At 63.6% G+C, this 24066-nt stretch carries 24 protein-coding genes; 17 read left to right on the top strand and 7 right to left on the bottom strand.

Going from position 1 to position 24066, the window contains the following annotated elements; translation table 11 throughout:
* The first annotated feature begins 131 nt into the window (after positions 1-131).
* The 7 genes from ssd to HMI60_RS16040 all read left to right on the top strand — a co-directional run bounded on the left by ssd (position 132) and on the right by HMI60_RS16040 (position 5132).
* Positions 132-1250: a septum site-determining protein Ssd gene (gene ssd / locus HMI60_RS16070; protein ID WP_227453562.1), complete on the top strand. Its 1119-nt coding sequence runs from the start codon at positions 132-134 to the stop codon at positions 1248-1250.
* Positions 1247-2440, top strand: a complete 1194-nt coding sequence (locus tag HMI60_RS16065; RefSeq protein WP_193589972.1) for a TadA family conjugal transfer-associated ATPase — start codon at positions 1247-1249, stop codon at positions 2438-2440. Before ssd ends, HMI60_RS16065 begins: the two co-directional genes overlap by 4 nt.
* Positions 2437-3228 carry a hypothetical protein gene (locus HMI60_RS16060; protein WP_193589971.1) on the top strand — a complete coding sequence of 264 codons (792 nt, stop codon included), beginning with the start codon at positions 2437-2439 and terminating at the stop codon, positions 3226-3228. The genes HMI60_RS16065 and HMI60_RS16060 overlap by 4 nt, the downstream gene beginning before the upstream one ends.
* Positions 3228-3869 (top strand): type II secretion system F family protein, encoded by a 642-nt coding sequence (locus HMI60_RS16055; RefSeq protein ID WP_193589970.1) that lies wholly within the window; start codon positions 3228-3230, stop codon positions 3867-3869. Before HMI60_RS16060 ends, HMI60_RS16055 begins: the two co-directional genes overlap by 1 nt.
* 299 nt (positions 3870-4168) lie before the next feature.
* Positions 4169-4390, top strand: coding sequence for a DUF4244 domain-containing protein (locus tag HMI60_RS21295; protein WP_370584108.1), 222 nt, complete (start codon positions 4169-4171; stop codon positions 4388-4390).
* Complete coding sequence (locus HMI60_RS16045) at positions 4387-4773, top strand: TadE family type IV pilus minor pilin (RefSeq protein ID WP_193589969.1); 387 nt, start codon at positions 4387-4389, stop codon at positions 4771-4773. Before HMI60_RS21295 ends, HMI60_RS16045 begins: the two co-directional genes overlap by 4 nt.
* On the top strand, positions 4770-5132 hold the full coding sequence (locus HMI60_RS16040) for an Rv3654c family TadE-like protein (RefSeq protein ID WP_039242804.1): 363 nt from the start codon (positions 4770-4772) through the stop codon (positions 5130-5132). Before HMI60_RS16045 ends, HMI60_RS16040 begins: the two co-directional genes overlap by 4 nt.
* A gap of 12 nt (positions 5133-5144) precedes the next feature.
* On the opposite strand, the gene HMI60_RS16035 is transcribed toward HMI60_RS16040, so the two are convergent.
* Entirely contained in the window at positions 5145-7487 is a 2343-nt protein-coding gene (locus HMI60_RS16035; protein ID WP_064721415.1) for a DEAD/DEAH box helicase, read from the bottom strand.
* A gap of 84 nt (positions 7488-7571) precedes the next feature.
* A complete protein-coding gene (locus HMI60_RS16030; RefSeq protein ID WP_026267063.1) occupies positions 7572-8267 on the bottom strand; it encodes a GNAT family N-acetyltransferase in 696 nt (231 codons plus the stop codon).
* Between the two features lie 127 nt (positions 8268-8394).
* On the opposite strand from HMI60_RS16030, the gene HMI60_RS16025 reads away from it, so the two are divergent.
* Positions 8395-9291, top strand: coding sequence for a rhodanese-related sulfurtransferase (locus tag HMI60_RS16025; RefSeq protein ID WP_055971129.1), 897 nt, complete (start codon positions 8395-8397; stop codon positions 9289-9291).
* Between the two features lie 8 nt (positions 9292-9299).
* Here the strand turns inward: HMI60_RS16025 and HMI60_RS16020 are convergent, their stop codons facing one another.
* Positions 9300-9827, bottom strand: coding sequence for a hypothetical protein (locus tag HMI60_RS16020; RefSeq protein ID WP_018777021.1), 528 nt, complete (start codon positions 9825-9827; stop codon positions 9300-9302).
* Positions 9828-9892: 65 nt separating this feature from the next.
* Positions 9893-10336 (bottom strand): hypothetical protein, encoded by a 444-nt coding sequence (locus HMI60_RS16015; protein ID WP_193589968.1) that lies wholly within the window; start codon positions 10334-10336, stop codon positions 9893-9895.
* Between the two features lie 93 nt (positions 10337-10429).
* Here HMI60_RS16015 and HMI60_RS16010 point away from each other — a divergent pair, with 93 nt between their 5' ends.
* The 7 genes from HMI60_RS16010 (at position 10430) to proC (ending at position 19326) form a co-directional block, all read left to right on the top strand.
* Positions 10430-12079 carry a methyltransferase gene (locus HMI60_RS16010; protein ID WP_227453560.1) on the top strand — a complete coding sequence of 550 codons (1650 nt, stop codon included), beginning with the start codon at positions 10430-10432 and terminating at the stop codon, positions 12077-12079.
* Entirely contained in the window at positions 12076-12786 is a 711-nt protein-coding gene (locus tag HMI60_RS16005) for a helix-turn-helix transcriptional regulator (RefSeq protein WP_026267060.1), read from the top strand. Before HMI60_RS16010 ends, HMI60_RS16005 begins: the two co-directional genes overlap by 4 nt.
* A 124-nt stretch (positions 12787-12910) precedes the next feature.
* Positions 12911-15634 (top strand): type I DNA topoisomerase, encoded by a 2724-nt coding sequence (gene topA, locus HMI60_RS16000; RefSeq protein WP_018777017.1) that lies wholly within the window; start codon positions 12911-12913, stop codon positions 15632-15634.
* A 65-nt stretch (positions 15635-15699) separates the two neighbouring features.
* Positions 15700-16134 carry an SseB family protein gene (locus HMI60_RS15995; protein ID WP_018777016.1) on the top strand — a complete coding sequence of 145 codons (435 nt, stop codon included), beginning with the start codon at positions 15700-15702 and terminating at the stop codon, positions 16132-16134.
* Between the two features lie 89 nt (positions 16135-16223).
* Positions 16224-17345, top strand: coding sequence for a Ppx/GppA phosphatase family protein (locus HMI60_RS15990; RefSeq protein ID WP_018777015.1), 1122 nt, complete (start codon positions 16224-16226; stop codon positions 17343-17345).
* Between the two features lies 1 nt (position 17346).
* Complete coding sequence (locus HMI60_RS15985; protein ID WP_018777014.1) at positions 17347-18177, top strand: sugar phosphate isomerase/epimerase; 831 nt, start codon at positions 17347-17349, stop codon at positions 18175-18177.
* A gap of 318 nt (positions 18178-18495) precedes the next feature.
* Positions 18496-19326 carry a pyrroline-5-carboxylate reductase gene (gene proC, locus HMI60_RS15980; protein ID WP_110503686.1) on the top strand — a complete coding sequence of 277 codons (831 nt, stop codon included), beginning with the start codon at positions 18496-18498 and terminating at the stop codon, positions 19324-19326.
* 64 nt (positions 19327-19390) lie between these two features.
* On the opposite strand, the gene HMI60_RS15975 is transcribed toward proC, so the two are convergent.
* Both HMI60_RS15975 and HMI60_RS15970 read right to left on the bottom strand, forming a co-directional pair.
* Entirely contained in the window at positions 19391-20029 is a 639-nt protein-coding gene (locus HMI60_RS15975; RefSeq protein WP_011775951.1) for a TrkA family potassium uptake protein, read from the bottom strand.
* Between the two features lie 40 nt (positions 20030-20069).
* The gene (locus HMI60_RS15970) at positions 20070-21503 is read right to left on the bottom strand and encodes a TrkH family potassium uptake protein (RefSeq protein ID WP_018777012.1); all 1434 of its coding nucleotides are present in this window, start codon (positions 21501-21503) and stop codon (positions 20070-20072) included.
* Between the two features lie 102 nt (positions 21504-21605).
* Between HMI60_RS15970 and HMI60_RS15965 the strand changes: the two genes are divergently transcribed.
* Positions 21606-22832 carry an acetoin utilization protein AcuC gene (locus HMI60_RS15965; protein WP_018777011.1) on the top strand — a complete coding sequence of 409 codons (1227 nt, stop codon included), beginning with the start codon at positions 21606-21608 and terminating at the stop codon, positions 22830-22832.
* A gap of 26 nt (positions 22833-22858) precedes the next feature.
* Here the strand turns inward: HMI60_RS15965 and HMI60_RS15960 are convergent, their stop codons facing one another.
* Entirely contained in the window at positions 22859-23335 is a 477-nt protein-coding gene (locus tag HMI60_RS15960) for a hypothetical protein (RefSeq protein ID WP_110503687.1), read from the bottom strand.
* Positions 23336-23512: 177 nt separating this feature from the next.
* On the opposite strand from HMI60_RS15960, the gene HMI60_RS15955 reads away from it, so the two are divergent.
* A complete protein-coding gene (locus tag HMI60_RS15955; RefSeq protein ID WP_018777009.1) occupies positions 23513-24046 on the top strand; it encodes a helix-turn-helix transcriptional regulator in 534 nt (177 codons plus the stop codon).
* Positions 24047-24066: the final 20 nt, after the last annotated feature.

Here is a 24066-nt window from a genome sequence, read left to right as displayed (position 1 = left end):
CCGGCGTGCAGCCGGACTTTTTGCGCGTTACTTGTCCTCCACATCCCTTGTTGGCGCATCCCGTGAGCGGGTTTTGCACATACGGGCGTCCGCTCCTTACCGGGGTTCCGGGATTCGGCCACTGTGGTTCCATGAGCAAGCGAAATCGTAGGCACCGGCAATCCATCAGCCCCGCAACGGAAGGTGAGCCGAACAGATCGTGGCTGCCCCGGGATGCCTCCGGGGTACTCCTCGTTTCGGCGGATCCGTACCTCCAGGAGGAGGCAAAACGGGTGGTGGCCGCGGCAGGTGGAACGCTTCGAACAGCCGTCGGCGTGACCGAAGCCGTCCACGGATGGGACAGCGCGGACGTTGTCTTGGTGGGCAGCGATGTTCGTGAACTGCCACCTCGACGGCGGCCGCCCTCAGTACTGCTGGGCAGGGCGGGTGAAGGAGAAGGGCTTTGGAGGTTGGCTGCTGCGCTGGGGGCCGACCGGGTGGCAGTCCTTCCGGAAGCAGCCGCTTGGCTGGCCGAGTATCTGAGCATGTCCGGAGCGCCCGACCCCGGAGGAACAGTGACGGGGATCGTCGGCGGTTGCGGCGGCGCCGGCGCGTCAACAGCGGCCATCTGGCTTGCCCAGGCCGCAGCCTCGGAAGGCGTCAGTACCCTCCTTATTGACGGAGATCCTTGGGGAGGCGGGCTGGAACTTGCCCTGACGGACGGGTCTGTCCCGGGTCTGCGATGGCCGGATTTCCAGGAAAGCCGGGGCAGTATTGATCCTGCCCAGTTCAGGGATTCCTTGCCTGCCGCCGGTGGATTCGCGTACTTGTCCTGGCCGGGGACGCGGGAAGCGGTGAAGAGTCCCGATGCTGGTGCCGTTGCCGCCATCATGGACGCTGCGCGCCGGGGGTTCGAACTCATCATCGTGGACCTCGGGCGCAGCGGCGAAGGCGTGGGAAGACTCGCGTGGGACTGCGACAAACTGTTGTTGCTGACCACCGCCCACCTCAGGTCTGCAGTCGCATCCGCCCGGATCCTGAACGAACTTCCACCCGTGGAGACAGGGCTGATCGTGCGCGGGAGCAACGCATCGCCCGTCAGCCCCTCCTTCATCGCCGAATCGCTCGGGCTCCCATTGGTCGGCGTTGTTCCCGAGGTGCGGGGCGTCGCCGCAGGCACGGAACTGGGCCGCTTGCTTGAAATGGGCAGACGCAAGAGCGTCGGCCGCTTCACGGACGAGGTGCTGGAGCTGAACGGAGCCATCCAGTGAGCCGCTTCGTTGACGGTCCACGCCGCCGTCAGAACCCGAAACTGGACTCGGTACTGCTTGAAACGGTTCGCGGCTCGGTACTTGCCAACAACGGACCAGTCACTCCCTCCTCGGTGGCAGCAGCTGTGCAGGCCAGCGGCAGGTTGCTGGGCACTGCCGGAGCTTTGGAAGCCGCAGAATCGATCAATGCCGAACTGAACGGGCTCGGACCTTTACAGCAGCTCGCCCACGACCCGGCCGTCACTGACATTTTCGTCAATGCACCGGATTCGGTGTGGTTCGACCGCGGGCGGGGCCTGGAACGCAGTTCACTTCGTTTTGACGCCGAGCACCAGTTACGTTCTCTCGCATCCCGGCTGGTTGCCGCCGGCGGGCGCCGGCTGGACGACGGTTCCCCGTGCGTGGACGTCCGGCTGAAGGGCGGCTACCGGGTGCACGCAGTGCTGTCTCCCATCTCCACCGCCGGAACCCTCTTGTCCATCCGCATCCGCCGCGAAGAAGTCTTCACACTGTCGGAGCTGCGGGAAAGCGGCATGTTCTGCGACAGGGTGGAGACGGTTCTCCGGGCCATCATCGCGCAGAGGCTGAGCTTCCTGATCAGCGGGGCCACGGGATCAGGGAAGACCACCCTCCTGTCCACCCTACTTGGCCTCAGCGATCCGGGCGAACGCATAGTGCTGATTGAGGACGCTGCAGAACTCAACCCGGTCCATCCCCACGTTGTCAGCCTTGAATCCCGCCACGGAAATCTTGAGGGCGGAGGCACGTTGGACCTGGGTGAACTGGTCCGCCAGGCGCTGCGCATGCGGCCGGACCGGCTGATCGTCGGGGAATGCCGGGGTGCTGAGGTCCGTGAACTGCTGACGGCCTTGAACACGGGCCATACCGGTGGCGGTGGCACCATTCACGCCAACACAGCCGAAGCGGTGCCCGCGCGCCTTGTTGCCCTCGGCGCATTAGCCGGGTTGAATGCCGAGGCCGTCCGGTTGCAGGTCTCCTCGGCCCTGGACGCCATCATCCATGTGGCCAGGAACCACTCCGGACGCAGGGTGGCTTCCATCGGAGTGATGACCCAAACCCCGAAAGGACCGGAAGTGGTCTCCGCCCTCAGCCTGGGTCCAACCGGGATATCGCACGGACCGGCGTGGCCGGAACTCTCCGGTCGCCTTTCCCTGAACCACCACCCATGACAGTCGTCTTCGTCCTCGCCTTGGCTTTGGCTGCGTGGCTGCAGTTCCGGAGCAACCAGTCTGATCGCCGCCGCCTGGCGAACAGCCTGGGCATGGAAGGGGAGGCTCTCGCCCGTTCGCCACTCCTGTTCCCGTTCCTGCGGTTGCGGCGTCATCGACCTGCCGGGGGTCTGCCCCTTGTGGTCCTGGTCCAGCAATTGGCGGCACTCCTGCGGGGAGGCCGGGGAACGTCGCGCCTATGGGAAGAACTGTGGCTTGTCCATGCCTCCCAATCCTCGGGGGAAGCTGCCGCGCCTGCCCATGTCGGAAGTGGTGTTGCCTCGCTTTCCGCCACGTCGCTAAAAGTACTGGCTGCGGCGCGGGCCGCGTCCAGCGTGGGAAATTCCCCGGCTGAAGCGATCCGCGGAACTGCAGCGCAGAGTTACCCATCCCGGGGAAGCTCCGAGCGCAGGGTGTGGATGGAACTGGCTGCCTGCCTCGACGTTGCCGAAAGCAGTGGATGCCCCTTGGCAGAGCTCTTGGCCCGGTTCGCGGCACAACTGGAAGCCGAAGAGGATACCGAGGCGGCACGCCGAACAGCGCTCGCGGGGCCGAAGGCCACCGTTCGGCTGCTGTCGTGGCTGCCGCTGCTCGGGCTGGCACTCGGCATGGCGCTGGGTGTGGACCCCCTGGGTATCCTGCTGGACAACCCCTGGGGCATTGCCACTTTCGCGACCGGTCTTCTGCTCACAGCAGCGGGACGCATCTGGTCGTCGAAGTTGGTTGCAGCCGCGGTGGGAGGAAACTGATGCCCGGAGCAGGGGTCCTCTTGATGATGGGCGTCCTGGCGCTCGCAGCGTTCGTTTCATTCCCGCTCCGGCACCGCGCAAGCTGGCTCCTTGCATATCGGGCCGGTAGATCGGGCGTGCCCGGCACATCAAACATGCCCGGGACATCAAGCGTGCCCGGCACAGCGTCGGACGGCGAGGATCGGGAGACCGTGAGCGCCGCAGCGGACGGCCTTCGCGACACCGCCATGATGCTGGAGCTGACGGCTTCCATGCTGGATGCCGGGGCGGGGATAGGGAGGGCATTGGAACTCCTCGCCAGAGCGGCGTCGCCCCCGATCAATCACTCGTTGAGACCCGTTGTAGCGGCGCTGGCCATTGGCGCCGACTGGGAAACCGCGTGGCAGACGCCTCAGCGACACGCCCCTGAGGCGCTGAGCCTGAGGGATGCCCTCGCCTTCGCCGCTCTGACCGGAGCTCCCTCCGCGTCGATCCTCTATGCGCAGGCAGCCAGGGAACGGCGCGAGCACTTCCGGGCGGCAGAGAAACGTGCCGCGGCGTTGGGCGTGAAACTCGTGGTGCCGTTGGGGCTATGCTCCCTTCCGGCCTTCATCTGCCTGGGCATCGTGCCCGTACTGATCGCCATGCTTCCCGCGGCCTGAAGCGGACGTTCCGCCGTCGCTCGGCCGCGCTCCGCGGCACTGCTCCTCCACATGCGGTCGATCCGGAGGGGTTTTCCACTTGCAGGAATCCGGTTCTTCCGAGGCCTGCCCGGGCCGCGGAAGAGTCAAAGCAGCCAGTGAATGCTGGCATCCCTTGAAAGGAACACACCGTGAAAACAACAGTCAGCCCGCCCCTCGCCGCGCTCATCGGCCCAAGTGTCCCATCCCTCCCCGCCCGTACGGCAGAGTCAAGCCAAGCGGTTGTGGCGCTCCGGGAACCCGAACCGGGCGCAACATCCGTGCGTTTGCGAACCAGGCAAGGCCGCCGGTCGAACAGTCGCCCACGGACCGGCTCCCTGAAAGGGTTGATGGGTTCGGAAACGGGCATGGCCACCGCCGAGTACGCGATCACCACCCTGGCCGCCGTTGGCCTGGCCGGATTGCTCGTGGTCATCCTGCGCAGCGAAGAAGTCCGGGGCTTCCTGCTCAACGTCATCCGCACGGCTTTGTCGCTGCCATGACAGAAGTGCTGCCTGCCCGCAGGAGAGTGGTCGCAGCAGTGCGGGAGCGGGGCGCCGTCACTGCCGAGTTCGCTGTCGCCTTGCCGGCTGTGGTGTTGCTACTGGCTTTCCTGTTGGCAGGCGGCGCTGCCGGCCTCACACAATTGCGGCTGGAAGAGGCTGTGAGGGCCGGGGCCAGGGCCGCAGCGCGGGACGAGTCCATTGACTCGGTGAAAGATACCGTCGGACGGCTTGCGGGGAAGGATGTCACGTCGTCGGTGACCGACGACGGCAGCTGGCTCACGGTCACTGCCTCATCACCGGTTGGGGGCGCCTTGGGGTCGTTGATCCCATGGCGCCTGACAGCTTCGGCGGCCGCTCGCGCAGAGACGGGAACTCCATGAGGAACCGAACCATCAACGTCGATTCAGAGCGCGGGTCCGGGACGGTGCTTGCGCTGGCCTTGGGTGCTGTGGTGATCGCCCTCCTGCTTGGCCTGCTCCTGTTGGCACAAGCAGCAGTCATGGCCTCCCGGGCGGCGTCTGCTGCCGACCTCGCGGCCCTTGCAGGAGCCGATGCTGCCCGGGGCCTGACGTCGGGAGAGCCTTGCGCCGTGGCGGAAAGCGTGGTGGGGCAGCACCACGTAACCCTGGCATCCTGCGTGGTGACAGGTGGGGAGATCGTGGAGGTGGTTACCGAGTTGGCTTACCCCTTCAACGTAGGAGTCGCCTCGGGCCACGCCAGAGCGGGACCCCCACCGTAACTGCCGGAGCGCTTAGACGGCGTCCTTCAGCAGGACGCCGAGGAGGGTGATGGCGGCTGCCTTGTCCAGGGGATTGTTCTTGTTGCCGCATTTGGGCGACTGGACGCAGGACGGGCAGCCGGCCTCGCATTCACAGGCCTTGATGGCCTCCCGGGTCGCGGTCAACCAGGTTTTGGCTTTTTCGAAGCCCCGCTCCGCGAATCCGGCGCCTCCGGGATGTCCGTCGTAGACAAAGATCGTAGGTACCCCGGTGTCGGCGTGCAGGGCGGTGGAAACGCCGCCGATGTCCCAGCGGTCGCTTGACGCCACCAAGGGCAGAAGGCCGATGGCGGCGTGTTCTGCGGCATGGAGCGCGCCGGGGAACTCAGCTTCCACCAGTCCGGCGCCGTGCAGCGAGCGGTTGTCCACTACAAACCAGACGGCCTTGGTAAAGAGATCCCGGGCTCCGAGATCCAGCGGTTCCTCGCCGAGGATCTCATTTGAAATCAATGCCTTGCGTTGGAAGGAAACTACTTGGGTGGTTACTTTGACGTCGCCGAAGTGCACGGTGATGTCGCCCCATTGAACGGTGCGTGTGGTTTCCAGCACCTCGATCTGCGTCACGTCCCGTGCCGTGGTGTAGAAGTCGGGGTTCACGCGGCGGACCATGACGCAGTGGTCGGTCTCATTGAGATCCTCCACCAGATAGCTGTCGCCCTGATGGACGTAGATTGCCCCTGTGTGGGCCTGGTAATGCGTTTGTGGCGAGTCCATGGTTCCCAGGAGGGACCCGGTCTCGGCGTCCACGATGCTCACCGGTCCACCGCCGTCGGCCCGCAGGTTCACCATCCCGGCTGCGCTTTCCGGGTGTGTCCAGAACCATCCTGCCGGCCTCTTGCGGAGATAGCCCTGGGCCACCAAGCGATCAAGGAGGCCCTCTGCCGTGGGGCCGAAAAGGTCGAGTTCCGCCGGGCCGATGGGCAACTCCGCGGCCGCCGCGCACAAGTGCGGGCCAAGGACATAGGGGTTGCCCGGATCGAAGACAGTGGCTTCCACCGACACGTCAAAGATGGCCTCGGGGTGATTCACCAAGTAGGTGTCCAGGGGGTCGTCGCTGGCAACGAACGCAGCGATCGCGTCCTGTCCGGCACGCCCTGCGCGGCCAATCTGTTGGAACAGCGAAGCCCGCGTCCCGGGCCACCCCGCCACCAGCACAGCGTCCAGTCCCGAGATATCGATGCCCAGTTCAAGGGCAGACGTGCTGGAGACTCCGAGCAGTTGGCCGGATCTCAGTGCTTGTTCCAGGGCACGCCGTTCTTCGGGCAGATAACCGGATCTGTAGGCAGCCACCCGCCCCGGCAGGCTGGGATCCACCTCGTCCAGAAGCCTCTTGGTAATGGACGCAATGGACTCCGCCCCGCGCCGGGACTTGATGAACGCGATGGTGCGGACCCGCGAGGAAACCAGGTTGGCCAGGATGTCGGCCGTTTCGGCGACTGCCGTCCGCCGCTGTTTGGCCCCGTTTTCACCTTTGACGTCAGTCAGTGCAGGCTCCCAGAAGGCCACTGTGGTGGATCCGTGCGGGGAGCAATCCTCGGACACTTCCCGCACCGGGGCACCGATAAGCCTGCCAAAGGAGACAGCGGGATCGGAGGCGGTGGCCGAGGCCGCGATGAACACCGGCTCGGGGAAGGAGGTCCCCGCGCCGTAGTAGGCGCAGATCCGGCGCAGACGCCTCATGAGGTTCGCTACATGCGAGCCAAAGACTCCACGGTAGCTGTGTGCTTCGTCCACGATCACGTAGCGAAGCCTCCGGAAGAACCTGGCCCACCACGTGTGGTTGGGCAGGATCCCGAAGTGCAGCATGTCCGGGTTCGCCAGGATGAAATTGGCGTGGTCGCGGATCCACCGACGCGACGAGACGTCAGTGTCGCCGTCGTAGGTTTCGGCCCGGACGGTGGGCAACTTCAAGGCGCGGATCGCGGCGAGTTGGTCTGCAGCCAGGGCCTTGGTGGGGGAGAGGTAGAGCGTGACGGCGCCGTCGTCGTGGATTTTCCCCGGATCAGCCAGGACCCGCAATTCGGATCGGTGGATGGCATCCAAGGCCGGCAGTTGGTACGCCAGGGACTTCCCCGAAGCGGTTCCGGTGGCGATGACCACGTGCTGGCCGCCATGGGCTATGTCCGCGGCCTGGATCTGGTGCCGGTACGGTTCCTGGATACCCAAGGTGTCGTAAGCAGCCACAACATCCGGATGCACCCAGGCCGGCCAAGGCTCATTGACGGCCTTTCGAGCAGGGATCGTGTGGACATGGCGAAGCTGCTCAGGGTCGGGGGTCCGGCCCAGCAAGGAGATCAGCGAATTCGGTGCAGCCACCGAATCATTCTGTCACTCTACGGAGACGCCGACGGCGGCCCACCGGGGGAGCCGTCGTCGAGCCCGGCCGCCAAGCGGCAAACGTCAGGCTCCGGAGAGGTCCGAGCCATCCACTCCGCTGGCCGACATCATGAGCACATGGCACACGACGTCCCAGCCAAGGTGCGAGTAGAGCTTCTGGCCATCAAGGGAGGCCAGGAGGAGGCCGTTCTCGACGTCGTGGGAGAAAGCCTGGGCGGCGAGTGCCTTCATGATGAAGCTGCCCAGTCCGCGGCGCTGGAACCTGGGTTCGGTGACGATCTTGTCGAATACGGCGGTGCCGTCCACCACATACACCCTGCCGCTGGCAGCCACTTCTTCGCCGGAATGCACCACTGCGTAGTGGACCCCGTTGGATTCGGAGGTGGCAAGTTCAAGGTCGTCGTCGGGAAGCCAGGGGTCCTCGGCATCCTGGGTTTCCATGTCGACGATCATCATGGTCTGGGAAGCGGACGTCACTTTCAGGCCCTGTTGTTCGGCCAGGTACTTATACCGTTGGACGTCGTTGGTGAGCACCGTCAGGATCCGGGTGGGGGCTTCTGCGGTTTTGCCCGCCAGGACAGCGAACTCTTCGTCGGAGGGGTCGTGGGCGAAATATTCCCAGTCACCTGTCTTGTCGGCGCGAAGTGCGGCAGGGAAGCGTCCCTCTTGGCGTGACTCATAGCCCCGGCAGCCGGACCAGCCGGCCACCCAGACTTCCAAGAGGTGAGCAATGTCTTCAACCAAGGCGTCTGGACTCATGTAGAGAGAGTATGCCAGCGCTCCCTGAAGGAACAGAGCGAGGTCAGCGGAAGGATCGTTGCTTATTGAATTGTGACGTAGTCCCTCCGGCGCAACCGGATTTTACTGCACCAAGTACCCTTTAACAGTGGCTTTGAACCGAATTGTGCTCTTCTATGGCTTTACCCCGATCGCCGACCCGGACGCCGTGCGTCTGTGGCAGCGCGCCCTCTGCGAAAAGCTGGGCCTCACGGGCAGGATCCTCATTTCCAAGGACGGCATCAACGCCACCGTGGGCGGCGAACTGAACAACATGAAGCAGTACGTCAAAACCACCCGGGAGTACAAGGGTTTCCACGGGATCGACTTCAAATGGTCAGAGGGCAGCGCCGCGGATTTCCCACGGCTCAGCGTCAAGGTCCGCGACGAAATCGTTTCGTTTGGCGCGCCGGGCGAGTTGAAGGTGGATGAGAACGGTGTTGTGGGCGGCGGCAAGCACCTGCAGCCCGAGGAACTTCACGCCTTGGTGGATGCGAAAAAGGCCGGCGGCGACGACGTCGTGTTCTTTGACGGCCGCAATGCGTTCGAAGCCCAAATCGGCAAGTTCAAGGATGCGATCGTGCCGGATGTGGATACCACCCACGACTTCATCAAGGAACTCGATTCCGGCAAGTACGACGACCTCAAGGACAAGCCGGTGGTGACTTACTGCACCGGTGGAATCCGTTGCGAGGTGCTCTCCAGCCTGATGGTCAACCGGGGCTTCAAAGAGGTTTACCAGTTGGATGGCGGCATTGTCCGCTACGGAGAAACGTTCAAGGACCAAGGCCTCTGGGAAGGCTCCCTCTACGTGTTCGACAAGCGCATGCACGTCGAATTCAGCGAAGACGCCAAGACCATCGGCGAGTGCGTGAGGTGCGCATCGCCCACCAACAAGTTCGAGAATTGCTCCAACCCCAGTTGCCGCACGCTCACTCTGTACTGCGCCGAATGTGCGTCAAGCCCGGAAACGCTCCGCTGCCCCGGTGGCTGCGACGCGGCCTGAGCGAAAGCTCATAGCCTGCTTACCCGATACGCAAAGTTCGCATCCGCGCCTGCCCCGACGGTAATGGCAAGCACGGCGTCCTTTTCCAGCTGGACCACGCTGACCCGGGCGTTGGCACATCCCAGCGTCAGATCGACGAGTTCTGCCTCGCCCACTTTGACCGAAAACGAAACCCGCCGCGTGCCCCGGCAAGCCAACGTCACCGCATACGTGCCGCCCGGCAGCTGGACTGTCTGCTCAGTCCTTGACTCGCCGGCGGCCAGGGAGCCGCTGCTTGAATAGAACGCCTGCCCTTGGGATTCGGGCAGAGCGGCCGTGGCCCACTCATCCAGGGCCTTGCCGGTGACCGTTGATTCCAGAGCTGGATCCGGCGGGAGAACCACGTTGGTGGACGTCGGGCCGGGACTGCTCGCGGCCCTGCTGCCGTCTTCGTACGTATATTCGCAGGCGCTGACGCTTCCGCAGAGCACAAGGAGTGCGACGGCGGCCCTCGCCAGCCGCTGCGCCGTTACGGAGGGAGCTGCCTTGCTGCCCATGAGCTGACTTTACGCCCGTGCGGGCTCCGGCTGAAGGCCGCCCCGGGGATCGTTGTGGCGGTGTTCTAGCTGCCCGAAGGGACCAGGTGGTAGGCGAAGATCAGAGGAGCGTCAACGCTGCTGGTTGAGATGCTGACAGGGCCGTTTCCGGGCACCTTGATCTTCACCACATCGAGGCTGGCGTTGCAGGCTGCCGCGGCGTCGGTGATCTTCTTCCCGCCCGAAGAAACCGCGAAGTAGGCCTTGCCGCCGCCATCGCATGCCATGGTGAGCGTGTAATTTCCGGCCGGAACGTCGGCGGACTCCTTAACAAGCGGATCCCGGTTGAGGATTTTGCCTGAATCCTCCAACACACCGGTGCTGGTAGCGGGGAGGACTTTCTCCTTCCACGCAGGGACGTCGGCATCCTGGATGTTGACCGGAGCCTGGCAGGCTGAGACCCCCAGCAGTGCGGCAGCAGCGATGGAAACAAGGCCGGCAAGGCGCCTTGCAGTGGAGAAAGTGAGCATGGATCCAACGCTACCGGGTTCGGAAGGCGTGCTTTGTCCACATAGGGCGAACGACGAACCCATGGGCAGCTGTGCCGCACCTACACTGGCAAGGTGACTGACACAGCTTCCTTGTTTACCGCCGGCAATACTGACGATGCTCCCCGCAGCGACCAGCCGGACCTTCTTCTGGCCCTCTCCTCGGACCTTCGTGACATCTCCTACACCGTGGACGGAGTGGCCGGGCTCCTGGGCGGGTCAGCCTCGGAAGCGCTGTCCCGGGACCAGCTCGTTCCCGCCCTGTTGGCCAGTGAACGTCAGCTTCTCTCCGAAGACCCCGCCGTCCGGGCGCTGGCCGTCATTGTCCGCCTGTGGCTTTTGGCGGTTCCGCAAAATGTCGCTGACGTCGATGCCGCACTGACCGGAACCGGGTCGAGCGGACTGGAAAGTCTGGGACTTGTAACTGTTGAGTCCGGGCTGGTCCAGGCCAGGGTGGACCTTCGTCCCTATGGCTGGGATGCCAACGCGGACGGCACCGGTGGAGCGGAACTGTGGGTGGCCAGCGACCTCGCTGCCCATCAGCAGCCAGGGGTTTTGAGGCACGATCACGTCCTGGGGATTGGCCGGGCCTCCACAACGCTTGTCCAGACCACGTCCCGGCGCCACACCGTACGCGCGTTGGATCTGGGTACGGGCTGCGGGATCCAGACATTCCACCTCCTGCACCACTGTGAGCATGTCACGGCCACGGATATCTCCCCCCGGGCGCTCGCCTTCACCCGCTTCAATCTCCTGCTCAACGCCACTGAGCTGGACTTGGACCCCGACAACCTGGAAGCCCGCGTGAGCTTGAGGCTGGGCTCGCTGCTGGATCCGGTGGCCGGGGAACTGTTCGGTCTGGTGGTGTCCAACCCGCCGTTCGTGATCACTCCCCGCACCGGCGGTGAGTCCTCTGCCGAGCAATTCACCTACAGGGACGGCGGATTGGCAGGTGACGGGATCGTGGCATCACTCGTGCAGTCCCTCGCCTCCGTCCTCGAACCGGGCGGTACCGCGCAGATGCTGGGCAACTGGGAGATTGCCGCGGGGGCGGACTGGAAAGACCGTCCGAAGGCCTGGCTGAAGGATTCAGGTTTGGATGTGTGGTTTATCCAACGCGAGCAGGTTGGCCCAGAGCAGTACGCTGAAACGTGGCTGCAGGACGCCTCGCAGAACCGTGAAGGCGGCCATTACAAGGACGCCTACGCCGCCTACCTCAGCGACTTCGCTTCCCGGAATGTCGAGGGAATCGGTTTCGGCATGATCCTGCTGCGCCGCCCCGAGGCCGGGCACGGTGCCGTTATCAACCGCTTCGAGGAAATCACCTATCCCATAGAGCAGCCGATTGGGCCACATCTGGGTTCCGCGGTGGAGAGGGCGGACTGGGTGTCCGCGCACCCCATCCCGGAGGCGCATCTCATAGTGGCCGAGGACGTGACCGAGGAACGCCACCAACGGCCTGGAGCAGCCCATCCGGGTGTCATCCTCCTGCGTCAGGGGGCCGGTCTGCGGCGTACCAACCTGCTGAGCACGGAACTGGCCGGCTTTGTTTCAGCCTGCGATGGGCAGCTGTCTGTCAGGCAGATCGTTTCTGCCTTGGTGGCATTGCTGGGCGGAGACGATACCTTCGACGAAGGTGTTTTCCGTGAGGGATTGTTCAGCGAGGTCACCAACCTGGTCCTCGATGGTTTCCTGCTTCCCGACCCGGAGCGGTACGGCTCATGAATGGCCCAGGCGTGCCGCGCCCGTCGACGTCCGGTCGCCCCGATAGTGACCCTGACTACACTGATGAAGTGATTGCGAACAACGAGACATCCCAAACGTCGGGAGACGCCCCGCGGCGGAAGCGGGCAGAGAAGACGGTTGAGATTACCGATCCCAAGGCTATCCGCGCCTTGGCGCATGCTGCCCGCATTGAGGTCATCTCCGAGCTCTACGCTACCCAGGTAAGCCACACGGCCACCGAACTTGCCGCCAGGACGGGCCTGACCCCGAGCGCCATGAGCTACCACCTCCGGGCTCTCCAAAAGTGGGGAATTGTGGCACCGGCGGAGAACTCGGGAGATGCCCGTGAAAGGCGTTGGAAAGCGGCAGGGACGGACTTCACGATTTCCGGAGGCAGCGTTGCCAGTCCGGAGATCGCAGTGGTGGACCTGGAACTGGACGCCTTCCGGCGCAGGGCATCGGCATTTGCCAAAGCCCGGGGTGAGCGGCGTCAGCGGGGGGAAACGGGGGAGGAGCCCGCAGCCGTGGTCCTCTCAAGCAACCTGCTGTACCTGACCAACCCGCAGAGGAAAGAGCTTGCGGACAGGATCCGGGAGGTTGTGCGGGAGTACGAACTCGAGGATCCCACCCGGATTCCCGAGGGTGCGCAGCGAATGGCAACCTTGTGGTCAATGATCCCTGACGACCGCGTGGCACCGGGCCAATAGCACCATCCCAGGTCCCCGAAGGACCGCCTGGTTTCCCTGGCCAAAACGCAGGATTCTGCAAACTATGGTGAACTAGGCCAATATGGGCAGCAGCCCAATTACACATTTTTTCTGTAGGAGCACCGTGCCCAGCAAGGCAAAAACCGGCAAGAAACTCGTGATCGTGGAGTCTCCGGCCAAGAGCAAGACCATCGCCAAGTACCTTGGCGAGGGCTTCATCGTCGAGGCTTCCATCGGCCATATCCGGGATCTTCCCCAGCCGTCAGACCTCCCTGCAGAACTGAAGAAGACTTCGCTGGGCAAGTTCGCGGTGGACATCGAAAACGACTTCAAGCCTTACTACGTGGTGTCTCCCGACAAGAAGAAAAAGGTTGCCGAGCTCAAAGCGCAGCTGAAAGATGCTGACGCTCTCTACCTCGCAACCGATGGGGACCGCGAAGGCGAAGCCATCGCGTGGCACCTCCTGGAGGTCCTGAAGCCCAAGGTTCCCGTATACCGGATGACCTTTGGTGAAATCACCAAGGAAGCCATCCACCGGGCCATGGACAACCTGCGCGACGTCGACACGGCGCTGGTCGATGCCCAGGAAACCCGCCGTATCCTCGACCGGCTCTACGGTTATGAAATTTCCCCCGTACTGTGGCGCAAAGTAGCCCGCGGACTCTCGGCGGGCCGCGTGCAATCCGTGGTGACCCGCATGGTCGTGGACCGTGAACGCGAACGCATGGCCTTCCGGGCAGCCTCATACTGGGACCTGACGGGGCAGTTCGGCGCAGGATCAGGATCCTTCAAGGCCAAGCTCGCCGCCGTGGATGGTGCCAAGGTGGCCAGCGGCCGCGACTTCAACGACAACGGCCAGCTCACGTCCAGCAACGTTGTACATCTCAACGAGGAACTGGCCACGTCTCTGGCGTCAGGGCTGGAAAACGCTGATTTCCGTGTCCGTTCCGTAGACACCAAGCCGTACACGCGCCGGCCCGCAGCTCCGTTCACAACCTCGACGTTGCAGCAGGAAGCTGGCCGCAAGCTCCGGTTCTCCTCCAAGAGCACCATGCAGATCGCGCAGCGCCTGTATGAAAACGGCTACATCACCTATATGCGTACCGACTCCTCGGCGCTGAGCGATGAAGCGCTGACCGCTTCCCGCCGCCAGGCTGCTGAACTGTACGGACCCGAGTACGTACCCCAGAGCCCGCGCGTTTACGCAAACAAGGCGGCCAACGCCCAGGAAGCCCACGAAGCCATCCGCCCCGCTGGTGACTCCTTCCGCACTCCGGCCCAGGTTGCCAAGCAGCTTAGCGGCGACGAATTCCGGTTGTACGAACTCATCTGGAAGCGCACCGTCGCCTCGCAGATGGCCGATGCCAAGGGATCCACTGCCACGATCCGCCTGGGCGCAGTTGCCGCCGATGGACGTGACGCAGAGTTCTCCGCCTCCGGCACCGTCATTACGTTCCCCGGCTTCCTTGCCGCCTACGAAGAGGGCAAGGACGAAAGCCGCGGCGACGACGAATCCGATGAAGCCCGCCGCCTGCCGAACGTTGCCAAGGACGATTCCCTGACTGCTTCGGACATCGTTGCTGTTGGCCACGAAACGTCCCCGCCCCCGCGGTACACGGAAGCGTCCCTCACCGCAGAGCTGGAAAAGCGCGGCATCGGCCGCCCATCCACGTATGCGTCCACGATTTCCACCATCCAGGACCGCGGATACGTCCGGAAACAGGGCTCTGCCCTGGTTCCCAGCTGGATTGCCTTCTCGGTGATCCGGTTGCTGGAGCAGCACTTCACGGACTACGTGGACTACGAGTTCACGGCCGACATGGAAGGCGACCTGGACAAGATCGCCAACGGCCAGGCAGCGGGTACCGCCTGGCTCAAGCACTTCTACTACGGTGAAGACGCCGATCCCGGCCTGCTGAGCATCGTCAACAACCTGGGCGAAATTGATGCGCGGGAAATCAACTCGGTGCCGATCGCCGAAGGCATCACACTGCGCGTTGGCAAGTTCGGACCCTACCTGGAGAGCTCCATCCCCACGGTGGATGAGAAGACGGGCGAGGTAGTTGAGTCTGCCCGTGCCAATGTCCCTGAGGAACTCGCTCCCGACGAGCTCACGGCCGAAAAAGCCAAAGAGCTCATGGAGACAGCCGCTCCCGAGGAACGCGTTCTGGGAACCGACCCGCACACCGGTCACACGGTTGTGGCAAAGAATGGTCGCTACGGTGCCTACGTCACCGAGATCATCCCGGAAATGACCGAGGAACAGTTGGCCAACCAACCGGTCGAGTATTACAAGAACGGCAAGCCCAAGCCTCCGAAGAAGCCGGTCAAGGCAAAGCCGCGCACCGGTTCGCTCTTCAAATCCATGACGGTGGACAGCGTGACCCTGGATGAAGCGCTGCAGCTCATGAGCCTTCCGAGGGTCCTGGGTGAGGACGCCGAAGGCAACCCCATTACAGTCCAGAACGGCCGTTTTGGTCCGTACTTGAAGAAGGGCACGGACTCGCGGTCCATCGGATCCGAAGAGGAAATCTTCACGATCACTCTGGACCAGGCGTTGGAGATCTACTCGCAGCCCAAACAACGTGGAGCGCGGGCAGCCGTCCCGCCCTTGGCCGAGTTCGGCCCTGACCCAGTGTCGGAGAAGAACATCGTCGTGAAGGAAGGCCGCTTCGGGCCCTACATCACGGACGGCGTCACGAACATTACTGTCCCGCGCTCAACCTCGCTTGAGGAACTGACCCGGGAACGCGCCGTCGAGCTCTTGGCTGAAAAGCGGGCCAAGGGACCGGTCAAGCGGACCACCACACGTAAGGCCCCGGCGAAGAAAGCCGCGGCGAGGAAGTAGCCGGGACGTCGGCCGGGAAGCATTCGCGAATTGCGTCCCGGCCGTCATCGTGGTCGAGTAGAACCATGACTGAACAGACGGATTCCCCGGACAACGGACCCTTGAACGACCTCGAGGCGAAGCTCGCCTTGGCCGACCAGCCGGACGCGAACCCCGTGGACGTCATCCTCGCTTTCCTGAACAACGAGGTCTACCTCGTCAGCTCGGAAGCGGTTGACGGACCTGACTCCTCGGTTGAGCCGTTGGTGCTCTCGAACGCCGACGGACAACCCGTTCTTGCAGTGTTCAGCCACCCCAGCCGCGTTGACGACCGCTTCCTCGAGGCCGCACCGCACGTCCTGGGCACCATGGGTTCAGCCATCCTTGGAAACATCGGTGATGAGCTCGGCATGGTCATCAACCCGGGAAGCGAATTCGGCTTCGAAATCGACCCTGAGGGCATCGCGAATATCCGCCGCGACTTCAAGCGGGCGGACGAGGCAGCAGATCAGGCGGAATAGAAGTAAGCCAGGCAGCTGGCTTCCTTCGCGTCGGCGAAACGTCACCGCCAAGTTGCTTACCGGGCTTCAAATCGGTGAATAATGGCAGAATGCGTCTTGGCGTTCTCGACATCGGGTCCAATACCGTCCACCTTCTGCTGGTGGACGCCCACCCCGGCGCGCGCCCGGTAGCCTTCGCCTCCCACAAGCGTCCGCTGTCACTGGTGCAATACCTCGACGGTGATGGCAACATCAACGACGCCGGCCAGCATGAGCTCATCGAGTTCGTCCTGGAGGCCTGGGAGTTCGCGGCCAGCCACAAAGCGGAGGACCTCCTGGCCTTCTGTACCTCGGCCATACGGGAGGCAACCAACGGGCCCGAGGTCCTGGCCAGGGTCAAGCACGAAACCACTGTGACCCTCCAGGAACTAACAGGCAGCGAAGAAGCCTCCATGACGTTCTTCGCCGTGCGCCGTTGGTATGGCTGGGGCGCCGGGCCGATCCTGGACCTGGACATCGGAGGCGGCTCCTTCGAAATGGCTTACGGCACAGACGAGCTCCCGGAGTTCGCCACCTCGGTCCCTCTGGGTGCCAGCCGGTTGACGCGGGACTGGCTCCACGACGACCCTCCCAGCGCCAAAAGCGTCAAGGAACTCCGGCGCTACATCCGCTCCACCTTGAAGCCCGTTGTCCGCAACTTCCACGAACTCGGCCGCGCTAATCTTGTGGCCGGCACATCAAAGACCTTCCGTTCACTGGCCCGTATTGCCGGCGCCGCTCCCAGCGCCGCCGGACCCTACGTGAAGCGCGAACTCCATGCGGCGGACCTGGGCTTGTGGGCGCAACGGATTTCGGCCATGACGGTGGAAGACAGGCTGTACCTCCCAGGTGTCTCGGATGCCCGGGCGCGCCAGCTGTTGGCTGGTGCCCTGGTCGCTGAAGCGGCGCTGGAACTTTTCGAATTCCCCACCATGGAGATCTGTCCTTGGGCACTGCGGGAAGGCTTGATCCTGCGCCGTCTGGACCAATTGGTTTTTGAGGAAGCCCTCGACCCCGCACCCCACGTGGGGAAAAGGAAGAAGGACAAATCAAAAAAGAAAGCGGCCAAGGAAGACGGCCGAAGCGCCGAATATGAAGATTCCCACCCGGATGTGAAAGAGTTTCCGGTCCCGGTAAATACCCCTGCCCCTTCCCCCATTCCAGCCCCCGCGGCAGGCGGGCTGGCCTCCTGAGATGAGCAACGACGTCGAACCTGAAGTGAATGACCGCCAGATCCCAGTGGCGCTGTCCAGCGCCTCCGTCTATCCCCTGAGTGTCCATGACGCTTTCGCCGTCGCCCAGGACCTGGGCTACGAGGGCGTTGAAGTGATGGTCACCAACAACGCCGTGAGCCAGGACCCCGCTGCCCTGATCCAGCTCAGCCACCGCTACAACCAGGAGATCGTCTCCATCCACGCACCCACCCTGCTGTTGACCCAGCAGGTGTGGGGCACGGCGTGGAACAAGATCGAGAAATCCTGCCAGATGGCCGCTGAAGTGGGTTGCGATACCGTGGTGGTCCATCCGCCTTTCCGCTGGCAGTCCAATTACGCGGAGAACTTCGTTGAAGGCGTCCGTGAGATCGCGACGACCTACCAGGTTCGCATCGCCGTCGAGAACATGTATCCGTGGCGCGTACGGGGTCGGGAAGCGGTGGCTTACCTGCCGCACTGGGATCCGCTGGGACAGGATTACGACGACGTCACGTGGGACTTCTCGCATGCCGCCACTGCGGGAGCCAACAGCCTGGAAGCCATCAAGGCCCTGGGAAGCAAACTCAGGCACGTCCACCTGACGGACGGATCGGGCTCGGGCAAGGACGAACACTTGGTTCCTGGCACGGGAACCCAACAGTGCGCGGATGCCCTGCAGCACTTGGCAGCCACCGGCTTCGACGGCGTTGTGGTGGCAGAGATTTCCACCCGCAAGGCGAAGGTGGCGGGGGAGCGGGAGGAAATGCTCGCCGAAACCCTGCGTTTCGCCCGGCAGCACCTCACGATCCCGGCAAACGCGGAGCGTGGCTAGGCAATAATTTCCCGGGTTGTTCGCTTGGCCTGCCGTTCCACGGCGGGCCATGCGAACAGTTCAGGGCTGCCTGCCGGCGCCTGAACAGGCTCTTAAATGCGAAAGCACCGGCGGCCGAATCGGGAAATGGGGGAAAACCCGCCCGGCCACCGGTGCTGCTGGCGGACATCCCCATGCCCGCCTCATCACTCGCACCCTCAATGAGGTAACTACTAAGTTACGGACCAAGCATGGGTACTGCCTGCAATAACCTTGGGAACAAGCTGTGAATCCGGAACCCATTCGACCCTGTCCGAGGTCTGCTGCAATGATGGAGCCATGAGCAACCGAATCGCTTTCCTTGGCTGTGGATCCATGAACGAGGCAATCATGGGGGGTCTGCTCGCAGCGGGCACGGATCCCTCCGACATCGTGGCAACGGTTCGCCGGCCGGAACGCGCCGATGAACTTGCCCAGCGCCACGGCGTCATGGCGATCGCCGGCGAAGAAGAACCGGACAACAACAAGCTGGCCACCAAAGGTTCCGGGATGGTCATCCTCGGAGTGAAGCCAGTGGGCATTGCGGATCTTGCCCGGGAAATCAGCCCGTCATTGTCGGAGGACACCATTGTGGTGAGCGTCGCTGCGGCCGTTTCCATCGCGCAGCTTGAGGCGGCGCTGCCGGAAGGCCAGCCGGTGATCCGTACGATGCCCAACACCCCTGCCAGGCTGGGCCGCGGCGTCGTGTCTGTTTCGCCTGGAACGCACTGCACGCCGGAACAGCTGGAGAAGGTCAAAACGGCGTTGGCCGGTGCCGGCATGGTGGTTGAGGTTCCCGAAGAGCAGGTGGACGCGTTGTCGGCCATCAGTGGCTCGGGCCCGGCCTACGCGTTCTATTTGGCTGAAGCAATGGCTGCTGCGGGCGTGGAGCTTGGCCTGGACGAAGAACTCTCCCTGATGCTGGCACGCGAGACGGTGGCCGGTGCAGGTTTCATGCTGGCCGAACCGGGGGCGGACCCGCGTGCGCTCCGCATCGCCGTCACGAGCCCCAACGGCACGACTGAACGCGCCATCATGGCATTTGACGACGGCGGGATCCCCAGGATCATTGCCGACGGCGCCAGGGCTGCAGCGGCCCGCGCAGCGGAGATCACCAAGCAGCTCGGCTAGTTCCCTACGGCAAACGCCCTCCCGCGAGCGGCGGAAGGGCGTTTGCTGTACCAAAAATCAGTGGCTACGGGCGGGCGGCGAACCGCTCCAGCAGGTCTACGTGTCCGGACACGATCAACATGTCGTGGCCGGACACTTTGGTTTCCGGCCGGGCGTAGGTGAAGTCCTCGCCGGGGGTTTTCACGCCGACAATCGTCACACCGTATTTGGAACGGACCTTGGACTCTTCCAGCGTGAAGCCAACCGTTTCCTTGGGCGGGTACATCTTGACGATTGCGTAGTCGTCGTCGAACTCGATGAAGTCCAGCATCCTGCCCGATACCAGGTGGGCGGCGCGCACGCCGGCGTCGGCCTCCGGGTAGATCACGTGGTTGGCGCCGATGCGGGTGAGGATCTTGCCGTGCGAGGGGGTGATGGCCTTGACCCAGAGGTGCTGGATGCCGAGGTCCACGAGGTTCACGGTGATGAGCACGGACGATTCAATGGAGGTGCCCACGCCCACTACGGCGGAGCTGAACTCCTGGGCACCCAATTGGCGGAGGGCATCGATGTTGGTGGCATCGGCCTCCACAACGTGCGTCAGCACAGGTGCCCACTTTTGAACCAGCGTGCGGTCGCGCTCGATGGCCAAAACTTCGCGGCCCTGCTTCACCAATTGCTCGGCTGTGGCAGAGCCGAACCGGCCCAGGCCAATGACCAGCACTGGGGCATTGTGTGCGGGGCGGTTGGCAGCCCCCGTGGTGTTAGCCAATGATTGGCCTCTCTTCCGGGTAGTGGAACAGCTGGCTGCGCTGGCGCAGGGCCAGGCCGGCTGCAAGGGTTACTGTGCCGACGCGTCCGGCGAACATCAGCGCTGTCAGTACATAAACTCCCGACGGCGGCAGCTCGGCACTGAGGTTGGTGCTGAGTCCCACGGTGGCGAAGGCGGAGATGGATTCGAAAAGCACCCGATCCAGTGACGCTCCGCTGATGGAGAGCAACAAGAATGCTGCCACGGATACCAAGGTGGCGCCAGCAACGATCACCGAAATGGCCACACGCATGGTGCCTTGGGGAATGGTACGACCGTAGACCTTCACATCGGCGTCACCGCGGGCTTCGGCCATGATGGCAAGGAACATGACGGCAATGGTGGTCACTTTGATGCCACCTGCTGTGGAGGCGGACCCGCCGCCGGCAAACATGAGTGCGTCGGTGAGGAGCATGGTGGTGGATTCCATGTGGTTCTGGTCCACCAGGTTGAAGCCGCCCGAACGCGTCATTACGGATGCAAAGAGCGAATGCGTGATCTTGTCGCCGAGGTCCATGTTCGCGATGGTCCGCACGTTGTCCCACTCCATCATGGCCCAGAGCACTGTGCCGGCGACGAGCAGGATAAAGGAAACCTGGATGGTGAGCTTGGTGTGGAGGTTCCATTTCTTCCAGTTGAGCCCGTTCTGCTGCAGCACCATCACTACCGGGAAGCCCAGGCTGCCGAGGAAGACCCCGAGCATCAGGGGCACAAGTATCCAGAGGTCGGTTTCGTAGGGCACGATGCCGTCCGAGTGGGGCGTGAAACCGGCGTTGTTGAAAGAAGAGATCGAGTAGAAAACTCCGTGCCACACCGCTTGCCAGAAGTCTTCGCCGAGCACTATGAAGCGCGGAATGAGCGCCAGTGCGAGGGCCCCTTCGATGACCACCGAGGTCACGATCACGATTCGGAGCAGGGTACCCACTTCACCCAGGCGGCCTGCATTGTTCATGGCTTCCTGTGCGATGAGCTTGCCGCGCACACCGAGCCGCTTGCTGACCATGAGGGCCAGGAGGGAGGCCAGCGTGAGGGTGCCCAAGCCTCCAACGAAGATGCCGACCAGGATGACGAGCTGGCCGAAAAACGTCCAATGGGTGGCTGTGGAAACCACAGTCAACCCGGTGACGCAGACACTCGATACGGCAGTGAACAGAGCCTGGTGCAGTGGCGTCACCACCCCTTCCGTCGAGGCCGCGGGAAGGGACAGCAATCCAGTGAAGAACAGGATGACGACGGCGAACACCGTCAGTGCCAAACGCGCCGGTGAGGTGTTGGCAATATTGTCGATGAAGTCACGCACGCGCGTGAAGATCCAGAGACCTTCGCGTTCCTGCTGAATGGGTTGCCAGTTGCTCGGGCTCGTTGACCGCGACTGGCTGTGGGACATGGCGTTCTTCCTTGGTTGAAACAAGCTTTCCTGAGTAGTAAACCACTATTCGCGCGCGTAACCGGGCGTTGAGGCGTTCCAGCCTCAGGTAGCCTGTTCTGGATGAACTCCAGGCTTGGAACAGCTGCTTCCAGCATTACGCGGTCCGCACTGCCAACGACGGTGGTGTGGGATCCAGCCATGACTGCCTACAATTTTGGTCCGGGCCATCCCATGGCTCCGCAGCGGCTGGAACTGACAGCCCGCCTCGCAGAATCGTTGGGACTCTTCGGACACCATCATGTGGCGGTGGAGGCACCCAACGTCGCGACCGACGTCGAACTTCTTTCTGTCCACAGCCCCGGATATGTGGCGGCGGTGCGCCGCGTCAGCGAAGACCCGTCCACTCCGGAGGAAGACCGTGGCCTGGGCACCGAAGACGACCCCGCCTTTGCAGGAATGCATGAAGCCAGCGCACGCCTGGCCGGAGGATCGCTTCTGGCGGCTGACACCATCCTTTCCGGCCGCGCTGTGCGGGCCGTGAACTTCAGCGGCGGCATGCACCACGCCGCCCGGGAGCGGGCCAGCGGATTCTGCGTTTACAACGATGTCGCCATGGCCATCCAGCGGCTGCTCGACGGCGGTGTGCAGCGCGTGGTGAGCATCGACGTCGACGCCCACCACGGGGACGGCACGCAGGGTATTTTCTGGAACGACCCCCGCGTCATGACCATCAGCCTCCACGAAACAGGCCTCACGCTGTTCCCCGGAACGGGTTTCGCCAACGAAACCGGTGGGCCGGACGCGATCGGAACAGCAGTCAACGTTGCGCTTCCGACGTTCACTGGGGACGCCGCCTGGTTGCGGGCTTTCCATGCTGTGGTTCCGCAGCTGGTGGGAGCCTTCCAACCTGAGGTGATCGTGAGCCAGCACGGCTGCGACTCGCATCGGAACGATCCCCTGACGCACCTCAACCTGAGTATCGACGGACAGCGCGAGGCCGCTTCCGCCGTCGCGAGTCTTGCTGCCCGCTATTGCGACAACCGTTGGATCGCCACCGGGGGAGGCGGCTACGACGTCACCGGCGTTGTGCCGCGCGCGTGGAGCCATCTGATCGGCATGGTGACGCAGCGCCCTGTGCCGCTCAGCACCCCGGTGCCGGAAGCCTGGCGGACCTATGTGAAGGAAACGTACGGAGTGACGGCACCGGAGTCGATGGGTGACGACGTTGATGTCTGGTGGCGCTCCTGGGAGGTTGGCTACGATCCCGCGGACGAGGTTGACCGGACGGTCATAGCGACCCGTAAGGAAATCTTCCCGCTGTATGGATTGGATCCGTGGTTCGACTAAGGCGCGGTTCGTGGGGCCTCCTTAGGCTAGGGCTCGGTCTTCTCCGTTTGGAAGACCACTCCCGCTGCGCCGATGAGCCAGCCCAGCAGGGACAGGGCGAAAGCACCGATCAGATCCGTGGATGCCTGTCCTTTGAATAACCAGACCACCAGGACCAGCATCCCCATGGTCATGTAGACCATGATGGCGAAGATCACCCGGCCAGAGAGTTTCATGGCCACCTCTGACGGGCGGATCACGGGATTCGGGTCGCCGGCCTTTTGGTTCCCGCTCTTGACTTCGGCGATGGTGAAACCCAAGGCCGACGCCGTCAGGGAACTCAGCGAGGTCGCCAGGACTCCCGCCGCGGTCACCAGGGCGCCGTTGAGTTCGGGGGCTTTGGCGCCGCCGGTGGGCACCCAGGTCCCGACCCGCAGCAGCACAGTAGTCCACACGAGGACGAACAAAGCGAGGAAGGCTGCGGCGATGATGTTGAAGATGTGCCGCCGAAAGAAGTCACTCATTGCCACTCACCCCGTGCTCTGGGCGGCCGGGGCCCTGGGAGCCCGGACGGGCCGTGACTCTGTTGTAGCACCAGCCATGGGGAGGGTCAACGAACTGCCGCCGCATCACAACGAAACCCGCCGCATCACAACGAAACAGGGATGCCAATCGGCGTATATGTCGCTAGGGTGTAAGGCATGGTGACTGACGACGTATTTGCCGTCATAGCTGAGGCAACCAGGCGCGACATCCTGGTCTCCCTCCGCTCTGGGGATAAAGCAGTAGGCGAACTGGTGGAGGAACTGGCTGCGAGCCAGCCCACTATCTCCAAGCATCTGAAGGTGCTCCGCGAGGCCGATCTCGTCAGCATGCGCGCCCAGGGCCAGAAGCGCTTCTACGCGCTCAATCCCAAGCCGCTCGCCGGCGTCGCCAATTGGCTCGAAACGTTCGACGTCGGTCCCTCGGTTCCCGCCGCCGTCGCGCCTGCCGCTGCGCCGGCTGCCGTCGAGCCTGCAGCCGCCCCGGTTGAGACGCCGACCCTTCCCGAGGCAATCAACCAAGCCGCGAAGGTCCACGCAAGCGGCACCCCCGTCTCACTCGATCCGGCGTCCGACGATACCGTTCCCCAGCAAATCGGCCGGACCGTGGGCCGTGCCGCCACCAAGGCTGCTGACCTGCTGGCCAATCTGCCGAATCTGCCCAACCTCCCCAAGTTCGGCCGCAAACGCTGAGAAGCCTCCAGCTAACGTGA

The organism is Paenarthrobacter sp. YJN-D (genome assembly GCF_015040335.1).
In the GTDB taxonomy this organism is placed as follows: domain Bacteria; phylum Actinomycetota; class Actinomycetes; order Actinomycetales; family Micrococcaceae; genus Arthrobacter; species Arthrobacter nicotinovorans.
The sequence above is the reverse complement of the archived record's forward strand: the minus strand, read 5'-3'. Positions and strand labels throughout refer to the sequence as shown.